This is a genomic window from Paenibacillus agaridevorans (assembly GCF_003112455.1).
Taxonomy (GTDB): Bacteria; Bacillota; Bacilli; order Paenibacillales; family Paenibacillaceae; genus Pristimantibacillus; species Pristimantibacillus agaridevorans.
Window position 1 is genome coordinate 145,192 of sequence record NZ_BDQX01000098.1, and the last position, 9,408, is coordinate 154,599.

The 9,408-nt window shown below is 54.5% G+C and carries 6 protein-coding genes; all 6 read right to left on the bottom strand.

Features of this window, described 5'->3' with window-relative positions; translation table 11 throughout:
* Window positions 1-110: 110 nt before the first annotated feature.
* Window positions 111-2,936, bottom strand: coding sequence for a LamG-like jellyroll fold domain-containing protein (locus PAT3040_RS10600; RefSeq protein ID WP_108992606.1), 2,826 nt, complete (start codon window positions 2,934-2,936; stop codon window positions 111-113).
* A 146-nt stretch (window positions 2,937-3,082) separates the two neighbouring features.
* Window positions 3,083-4,324: an alpha-L-fucosidase gene (locus PAT3040_RS10605; protein ID WP_108992607.1), complete on the bottom strand. Its 1,242-nt coding sequence runs from the start codon at window positions 4,322-4,324 to the stop codon at window positions 3,083-3,085.
* 21 nt (window positions 4,325-4,345) lie between these two features.
* A complete protein-coding gene (locus PAT3040_RS10610; RefSeq protein ID WP_108992608.1) occupies window positions 4,346-5,731 on the bottom strand; it encodes an ABC transporter substrate-binding protein in 1,386 nt (461 codons plus the stop codon).
* Window positions 5,732-5,860: 129 nt separating this feature from the next.
* Window positions 5,861-6,838, bottom strand: a complete 978-nt coding sequence (locus PAT3040_RS10615) for a carbohydrate ABC transporter permease (RefSeq protein ID WP_108992609.1) — start codon at window positions 6,836-6,838, stop codon at window positions 5,861-5,863.
* 2 nt (window positions 6,839-6,840) lie between these two features.
* Complete coding sequence (locus PAT3040_RS10620) at window positions 6,841-7,737, bottom strand: carbohydrate ABC transporter permease (RefSeq protein WP_258234925.1); 897 nt, start codon at window positions 7,735-7,737, stop codon at window positions 6,841-6,843.
* Window positions 7,734-9,408: DUF5696 domain-containing protein (locus PAT3040_RS10625; protein WP_181376543.1), on the bottom strand; the 1,675-nt coding region annotated here is incomplete at its 5' end. The genes PAT3040_RS10625 and PAT3040_RS10620, both read right to left, overlap by 4 nt.

Consider the following 9,408-nt stretch of genomic DNA (forward strand, 5'->3'; position numbering starts at 1 on the left):
AAGCAAAAGCACAACGGCGAGCAGCAGGTACAAGCTTTTCCCGATTTTTGTTTTCATGAGCATTTCATGTACACCTCTTTCTAATAGGAGATGGCTACAAGCCGGCAGCCCTACTGCAAGGTAACCGGATGGAACAACGCGGTATTTTTGGAGCCGCCGATGCCGCCGCCCCACTCGATCCACCCTTTGCGCCCGGAGCCGTCGTTGTCGTTTGCCAAAAGCGACAAACTAAAGGTCTGGTCCGCCGTTGTAATCGGGGATAATTCGGCCCATGGCAGCGCAAGCTCATATACCGTCTCGTTCGCGCTCGCGTTTCTGGTAATAGACAGCTGTCTATTTGTTACCGTACCGCTTGAGCTGCCAATCCCGGACCAGCGGTACAGCTGCGGACCGCTCGACGTTAGCGCCATGCCGAATTCAATCATTCCGGCATGCTGGCCCGGCAGCCCTGGCGATACCGCGAACTGGATGCTGTCCCCCAGCCAAATATTGCCGCCCGATTCCGGCTGGTGAAAGGCATCATCCTTGATTTTGGCAGAGAGATAGAGGTGGTTTGCATCCCAAGTCAGCCATACCATTCCGCTCAGGTCGCTCGTTCCGCCGTAACCCGACATCAGCACCGTGCCTTGCGTTCCCAGATCGATTCCCGGCACGGACGAAAGGTTATCCAGCGTTCCGTCCACGGTAATGGTTCGGGCTGCAATCGGCGCTCCTGCCAGGCCTGGTCCGCCATAAGCTCCGCGATTGGGAGCCGCCGAGGAGGATATCGGATTGCCCCAATAATCCTTGCCTCCATTGTTCGCAATCAACACTCCGCTGCCCAGCGCGGGAGAACCCGCCGCCAGCTTGTAGCCGAATACCGTATCCCGTCCCGTGCCGCCAGAACCGGGATCCAGCAGCATCGGATCCGTCGTCAGCTTGTTGGGATCGTTCGTCGGCTCGCTCGCATCGTGGTTGCCGTAATAGATGTTGCCGTCATACGTGCAAGTCGCATTGCCGCAGTAATAGGTCATATTCGTTCCCAGGTTGTAGATGATGTTGTTTTTAAAGCTCATCGTTCCCTGTGGCAGGTTATTGCCGTCAGGCGCCATCAAAAACCGCACATTCATGCCGGGAGACGTATAAAAAGTGTTATTGTATACCTGATAGTTTTGAACGCGGCCAACGGCTTGAATAAGCGCAAGCTGATCATTTTCGCTGACGTTGTAGCGAACAACGCTGTCCTGATCGTAGTCGACGCCGTTGCCGCCCCTCTGGCCTACCAGCAGCATAAAGCCGCCTTCATTGTCATGGCTGTAGTTGTACTGCATGACCGAATTGCTGCTCAACTCATCGATGTCGAAGCCCATCCCGTCCATCGTATTCCGCGTGAGGTAAGCTTCGTTGTACTGAAAGACGGCATTGTCCGTGTTGATGCCCCAGATCGCCGCATGGTATCCAACCGAATCGTAATAGCTATTGGCGGCGACGTTGTATTCGATAAGCGGAGCGTCGCTTTCGCAGACGATGATCGCGTCTCCGCCGGTCCGGTTAAAGCTGTTGCTTCGGAGCACGACTCCGGTAAACCCTAGCCATGCGCCCGAACCGTCCGTCCGGGTCAGCCGGTTGCGCCAATTGCTGCGGATAAACACTCCCGTGCTGTCGACATCGGTAAAAGTATTGTCCTGGATCAGCAGATCATGGAATTTGGTCGGCGTCGTGTGGCCCGTTACGCGTACGATGATTCCTCCGGACTCCAGATCCTGCACCGCGGTCTGGCCGTTTACATCGCGGATATCCAAATTTTTTAGATGAATGTGGTTTGCCACCCCGATGTCCTGCGCTTCGATCCAGACAGCTCGCCTCGTCGTCCTAGAAGCTCCCGTGTTCGTCAGCACCAGATTGTTGATTTCCCAATATTGCTGGTTATACAGCTTGACCGTTTCCTGGTATTGTCCGGCCCCGTGAATGACCGGCTTATTCCCCTCGCCGTATTTGTCCACAATGATGGGGGAGCCGCTTGATCCCGATCCTTTGGGCCAAAGCTGTCCGGTCCAGATCGACCCGGATTTTAACAATAAGCGGTCCCCGGGCTGGAATGTCGTCGCATTGACTTTGGCCAGCGAAGCCCACGCCGTCCCAGCGCTTGTTCCCGTATTGGCGTCGTTGCCGTTCGCGGCGTCCACATAATAGTCCGTTCCTGCCTCCACGAAGTCCTCACCCTCCATCACCATTATGATCTCCACGTCTGTAAGCGCTTCCTCAAATACGTTGAATTCATCGATCAGGCCATCGAATACCCCCATCGGACCTCCGCCTGACGCGTTCTGCGCTCCTATCCGGAGCGGATTCGGGTTGCCTGACAAATCAAGGTTGCCCGAAGCCGTCTTGCTTGCCGCCAGGACACCGTTCAGATAAAGCTTGAACAGATTGCCCGAACGCGACACGGCCACATGCGTCCAATCATTGAGCGGGATCGAGTTCTCTGCCGTAGAGAAAGGCCATAAGCCGAAGCCGTTCCCCGATTCGTCGCTGAGCAGAAAAAACAGCTTGCCTCCGTTTACCCACAGATTAAACATGTACTCCTGCTCGCCTGACACGCCTTGCCCGAACACAAAATGATTGTACGTGTACGAATGCGGTTTAATCCATGCCGCGATCGTAAAGGTTTCCCTGTTTACCGAATCCAAGACGACCGATGTGCTCACTCCGTCGAAATCCAGCGCATGCCCTTCCTTGCCCGACACCCAGGCAGGCGTGCCCGTAATCGTACGCGCTTGTCCGCTCACCCGCTCCTCCGTACTGCTCCCCGATCCCTCGTCAAACGTATACGATTGACGGAGGACAGGCCCGTTTGCGCTTGCCCGGTCAGGTGCCGCGCTAATGCCGGCAAGCAAAGTCACGCTCATCGATGCTGCCAATAACAGGGATAAGATTTTCGAACGCCATCTTCTCATTTACACAATCCCCTCTCCTCATTGGACTTGTGTCCCGGCATTGCTCTGCCGGCCTATTATCGCTGCCCCGGATCACCTCCTTCCGGCGGAGGGTCGCAAAACCCTCCCCCGGAACGATCATCATCTACTTCATAACTTGAACTTGGCTAACGCCCACTCCCTGTCGCGTAGCAGCCGAGTCTTCGAATTAGAGGCGTGCCTACGGAAGACATTACGCGCAGGCGCAGTCCGTCCGCATGCACCGGTCCGACGCGGTCGATTTTTTTATGTCCGATGGCCGATCCCGTCGCAAGCCGAACCCATTTGCCATCCACTCTGGCCTCCAGCGTATATTCCCTTATTCTCTCTCCTTCAGCAATTTCCTCCATAATCACGACATGGTCGAAGGTTTCCGCCTGTTTCCATTCCAGGCTAACCGTCTCTCCGGTACCCGACGTCTCGCCGATCGGATTGCTGAATCTGCGCCGCATCTCTCCGCTCAGCTCAAGCAGCCGTTTAACGTCCGGGTCGGGCAGCAGGCCTCTGTCATCCGGCGAAATATTTAACAGCAGATTCGTTCCGTGCCCGACCGAACGGTAATAGATATCTATCAGACGATCCAGCGATTTTAAGCTGTGCTCATCGTCCGGATGCCAGAACCAATGGAGTTCGCGGATCGGGACGTCGCATTCCGCTGGAACCCAGCCCGGCGTATCCGGCAGCCAGGTCAACATATCCTTCGTGAACATGCTGACCTTGGCCGTCTCCGCGGTATTCCAGCATGGATAAGGCGCTACGCCGTCTTCGTTGCCGACCCAACGGATCGTGGGACGCCCCAGGTTAAACACCATGGCTTCCGGCTGATGCTTCGTCACCAGCGACATGATGCGTCCCCAGTCGTATTCTCTGCCTTCGGATCCCGCGCCGTCGAACCAAACCTCCACCAATGGGCCATATCCCGTCAACAGCTCCGTTAGTTGCCTGCAATAAAATTCGTCGTACGCTTCTTTGTCCGGATAACAGGATGCATGTCGATCCCATGGAGACAAATAGATGCCAAAGAGAATACCGGCTTCCGCGCACGCATCCGCCACTTCGCGAACAACGTCCCCCCTGCCGTCCTTCCATGGACTCGCCTTGACGGAATGATCGGTCGTCGCCGTCGGCCACAAACAGAATCCGTCATGATGCTTCGCGGTCAGAATCAAGTAGCGGAATCCAGCGTCCTTGGCCGCCTTCACCCACTGGGTCGCGTCGAAAGCGGTCGGATGAAATCGCTTTGGATCCTCCGTTCCATGCCCCCACTCCTGGTCATAAAACGTGTTGATGCCGAAGTGGCAGAACAATCCAAGCTCCAGGTCTTGCCAGCGAAGCTGTGCCGGCGTAGGTTTCGCCAATTCTGTTGTCATCGTAAAAGGCTCCCTTATGGTTTATTCCAATCCCAAATCCTTGCGGACGGTCGGCGCATGAGCGTTAAATTCTTCTCCCCATTTCTGGAATACGCTTAGATCTCCGCCGTTATTAAACAAGCCGCCGGTTTCGCCTGCCCACCACTGAATATATTTGTCTTCCCCTGGCATCGTGCGAATCCAGCTGTCCGCTTGTACCGCGTCCTTAATGCTTTTGCCTGCCCAGCTTCCGGTTTGCTGCACTTCTTCCCATAACGCTGGATCTGTCGTGAGCGGAATGTTCCCATCCGACATCAGTACACGCTGTCCGTCAGGGGATAACAGCCACGAGAGGAACTTTGCCGCCGCGTCCGCGTTTTGCGTGCCGTTTAGGATGCCGATCGGCGATATGGCGTTGTAGCCGACCTGGCTATGAGATCCTCTCGGAAACGGAATAACGTCCCAGTCGAATTGTGCGCCGGCCTTGCGCGCCGTGCCTTCCCACGTTCCCATAATATCGAAGGCGATCTTGCCGGACAGCCAGCTTCCCCAGCCGTTGGGGTCGATTCCCGCATCCTGCGATTGTTTCTCCGATGGACGGGAGCCGTCTACCCAGCCCAGCTCCGCATACCATTGCACCGCAGACAATACATTGGGATCGGCAATAAGGCTCTGCGTCCAGTCCTCGTTCATGAAGTTCAGATTCGGCGCCAGCCCGTTAGAAACCGCGTACACCTGCGGAGTCGTCATATAATTAAACGGGCCGGGGGCAAGACCATATTCTCCGGCAGTGGCATCGGTTGCTTGTTTGGCGATTTCCCGGAATTCGTCCCAAGTCCAGTCCTTGGACGGCATGTCGATGCCGTGTTTGGCCAGAAGATCCTTGTTGACAAACATGACATGCGCGTCAACGGCGCGCGGCAGGGCGACAAGCTTTCCCTTCCAGGAGAGCGCATCCTTTACCGGCTGGCTGAGCTCGGCGGTCGACAGCACCGGGTCGGACTGCATATACGGGGTCAGATCGAGTAGGAGGTCATCTTTCATAAAATCCGGAATGCCCGGAACCCATGTCAGATCGGCCGGCGTGCCAGCCGCGCTCAAAGCCGTTATCTTTTCCAATACTGAAGCGTTGTCGCCGCCGTCGATTTTCTCCACCTGCAATGTAATATGGGGGTACTTCTCATTAAATTTCTCCGGAATTGTTTTCGTCCAGAGCTCGGGTCCCCATACGACCAGGCGAATTGTAGCTGGCGTTTCCGGAGCAGGAGTTTCTTCATCCGAGCTGCCGCTTTCGGTCGGCGCGACACTGGGCGGATTGCTACCGGTTGGCTGATTGCCAGGTGTATTGTTGCCTCCCGAGCAGGCTGCAAGCAATGCGACGATTAGAATGTACATCATAATGAAAACGAACCTTTTGTTTTTAACCATGTTCACATCTCCCTTTTTCTCATTTGGACTCGCTTAACCCCTTGCAAACTGCCTTGTTCCAACCCGCTTCGTTTTCAAGCAAGCAACCGCGCCAGCATCACCTCCCACAATAAATTTTGTTTCAGGCTTTTAATCGACCAGACCGGTGCGTTCGATTCCTTCGACGAACCACCTCTGAGCGATCATATAGACGAGGAGCGGCGGGAACACAATCAGAAACGCGCCCGCCATCTTCGTTCCTTCCGTTACGGGATTAACCGCAAGCATCTCCATCGACGGCGCTTGGCCAAAGATCTCTGTCTCCAGATTGGACAATCGCGTAGATAGAGGGATGAAGTCATGCGTCAGAAACATGGATGAGAGATATCCCTCATTCCAGTGCCAGACAAACGAGAACAGGAAGACGACAAGGCAGGCCGGCACCGATAAAGGGATGATGATCCGAAAGAACAGCCTGAACATCGACGCGCCGTCAATCATCGCCGCTTCTTCCAGCGCTTTAGGCAGCGAAAGGAAGAATTGCCGGAAAATAATAATAAACAGCGCGCTCTTGAGTCCCTGTCCGAATAAGGCCGGGATGATAAAGACAAACGGCGAATCCAGCCAGCCCAACTTGCTGTAGATAACATACAGCGGAATGATGATAATCTGCGGCGGGATCAAAAAAGTAATGAAGATGAGCGCAAAAAACAGATTTTTGCCCGGGAACTGAAGCCGGGCCAGCGCATACCCCGTAAGCGAGCAAATCAATACCGAGATGAGCGACGGAACAACCGCCAGCGTCAGCGTGTTGACAAGCGACTCCGAATAATTTAATCCGTCGAGCGCCTTCTGTAGATTTCCCCAATCGATGACGCGCGGAATCCATTGCACGGTAGGGTCCAGAAGGTCTCCAAGCGACTTGAGCATGGTAGAGATCATGTAAAAGAAAGGCTGCAGGTACAGGTACGACACGATCGAAAGCATAAAATAAAGAAACAGCTTGGCGGCCATGCCGTCGTTAATGTGCTGTCCCAGCAGCAGAAGCTTCAGCTTCTGCGAGCGCCTGCCAATGAGAATGAGCCTTGCCTGGGACGTTAGCTGCTTCATAACGGTTTCCGCTTTCATCTTCAGCCCCTCCTCTCTCTGCTCGAGCGGTTTAGAAACCACAGAATAATCAGGATCAGTACGATAATAAGCAAAAAGTAAAACCAGGCTAACGCGCTTGCATATCCGTAACCTGTCGACACATTGAACATGTTCAGCTTGATTTGCTCCATCACCGGATTAAACGGGAAAGTGAACAAGTCTACCATTGTGTATAGCAGGTTCAAGCCGATAAACGGCTTGATGCCGGGTAGCGTTATTTTCCAAAAGCTGGTCCATGGCGACGCGCCATCGATTCTGACGGCCTCGTAGATTGACTTCGAGATAGTTTGGAAGCCAGCAATAAAAATCAATATTTGCACGCCGGATGACCAAAGAATCAGAATCGTCATGCCAAGCAGCTCCGTTATCGTTGCCGCCATGGCGGGACTGAAATTCTCCTTGATAAACGCGTCCGCCCCGTATTGGGACAAAAATGGCACATTGCCCGCTCCTTGCTGGAATAGCTCGGTCAGCACCTGGCCAGTCGAGAAGATGACCGGCAGGAAGAAGATCGCCCGATAGATAAACCGGCCCTTGAAGTTCTGATTCAGCATTACGGCAACCAGCAGCGAAAATATAAGGATGACCGGAACCATCAGAATCATCTGCTGGAAAAAGGAGATAAGCTCGATCGGATAAACATTGTCCTTAAACAGGGCGTCCTTGAAATTTTGCAAGCCGACAAATTCGTAAGAGAACAGCCCCCCTCCGGTCAGCTTCACCTTCTGAAAGCTCAGATAGAGCGACCAGCCGATCGGGAATGCCATGAAAGCGCAGAAGCCGATCATCCAGGGGAGCATAAACAAGTACGCCGTCCCACGGCTTCTCCACATGTAGTGCCATCTCGCCTTGCGGTGCCGCCTAGCGTTCGCGCTCATGTACCTCCCCCTCTCTCCACGCGAAACGTCTTCTCGTTGTAATCGACAACGACGACAGTCCCGTCCGCGTATTCCGTTGCGTAAACCCCTTCCGCCCGTTTGCTGTGGCCGGTCATTTGCAGATGATGGAGAGAAGCCAAACGGTTAAACGACTCGTATTCCGCCGCCGCCTTATCCTTCCATTGCGAGAATTGGCTTGTAAATAGGCCCCAGGTTTTCGTCTGCATCAACGTCCTGCTGCTCTCGGCCGTCAGAATAAAGGAAGGGACCGCTCCATATTCGATCGCCCGCAGAAATTCGTCGTCGTACTGGCTGCGCAAATTGCCCGGTACCATGGAATAGGTTATATGGCCGTGCACCGCCATCGGATAAAAAGGAACGGTCTCGTCAATGGCGTAATACTGATGCGTCTCGCCGGGGAACTGCTGGATATCGCTTAGGTAGCGGAGCGCATAAGCATTGCCGAGATAGGCGCTGCCGGCGCCTAACGTTCCTTGCGTCTGTTCCAGTATCCGGTTATAGAGATAAGCCGTATCGTTTCTTGTATAAGCAAATCGCGGATTATAATCGCGGAACACCGTTTCTCCAATACCGCTATAATGGATGCCGTCCGCCTGGAGGACGGCGGCTTCGTTAATCAATTCCTGCGCATAGTTGTAGGTAATATTGGGATTCAGAAAGAAAAACTCGTAATCGAACAAGGTATCTCCTTCCACGGAACGGATCCCGTACGTCTTGGGCGGCAGCTCCGAACCTTCGGAATCCGCATGAGTCAATACCGCGTTCAGGTACACCTTGAAGCCCAGCCCATGCGCGGCATCGATAAACGACTGCAATCCCGGCTTGCCGCCGAGCTTGCGCTCGACATTTAGCCTTAAGTCCGGCGCAAGAGTTCCCTTGTGCTGCCAATTTTGCCAAGTGATCCGAAGTTCATGTACGCCCGCGTCCTTCAGCTCCCGGAGAATCTCTTCCCCCTGCGCGAACGTTGTCGCGATCTCGTATTGGCTGTCTCCGTAATAGATCGTGTCTCCGCCAACGAGGGTCAGATGCATCGGAATATGGGAGCTGGGAGCAAGCGCCGGTCCAAGCCCGCCTGTATCCAGCAGATGTTTCCTATACCGCCGGGCCATCCCCGAGTAATCCGCCTCATCCTCTTCCATGAAATAATATTGGATCTGGCGGTCCTCCCGGAGCAGCTCGTTCTGGAAGACGCGGATCGCTCTCCCCCCCAAATTCAGGCGGCGGTTGTATTCCTCCCTGTAAATAAATCGGGTATTGACCGAATTGAATGTGCTGACCAAGCCGGGAGTCAATGCGCGGATGGCCGAAGCCTTTTCCCCTTCCGTAATAACGGCCAGGAATGCCTGCTCCCCTTTTTTTATCCCGAATACCGGCATGGAGACGGTAACCGGGTCAAAAGATTTGTTCGTCAGCTCAGGCCCGTAGACGTATTGGTAATAGCCCGCGCCCACGCGCTTTTGTTGTTGCGGGTATCGAATGAGCGCGCCCGGCCCGTCCGGCACGAACATATATCCGGGTGCGGCGGGATCATCCTCCGCGGCTCCGAAGAACGGCAGCGGATCAATGGACAAAATGCGGAATTGACCCGACTCCATGATGCTGGCTGCCGGAATGGCTACTTGGAAGCCGTTGTCCGTCAGTCCGTATACA